The following is a 234-nucleotide window of genomic DNA, read 5'->3' as shown; positions in this document are numbered from 1 at the left end:
TTCCCAAACGACGAATACCATTTTCAATATTTTGCTGTACTTCTTATTTCTTTTTATCCGTTAGGTCGAAAATATCCGTTAAGTACAACTGTGGAAATACACTAGATGTGGTTTGCTCAACACAACCATAAGGATAACGAATGAGATATGCCATACGCTTAGAAAAATCCATTGGTGGTAAGGTTGAAAATTCTACCGTTGCATAATTGGTGCCTGGTTCGCCAAACGTTGAAA

At 37.2% G+C, this 234-nt stretch carries 1 protein-coding gene; it reads right to left on the bottom strand.

Annotated features, from left to right (window positions below; genetic code table 11):
- Positions 1–43: 43 nt before the first annotated feature.
- Positions 44–234: hypothetical protein (locus ACRHNM_RS18260; RefSeq protein WP_431138042.1), on the bottom strand; the 191-nt coding region annotated here is incomplete at its 5' end.

Source organism: Psychroserpens mesophilus (assembly GCF_050617655.1).
GTDB lineage: Bacteria > Bacteroidota > Bacteroidia > Flavobacteriales > Flavobacteriaceae > Psychroserpens > Psychroserpens mesophilus_A.
This window is presented reverse-complemented; position numbering and strand designations above follow the sequence as displayed.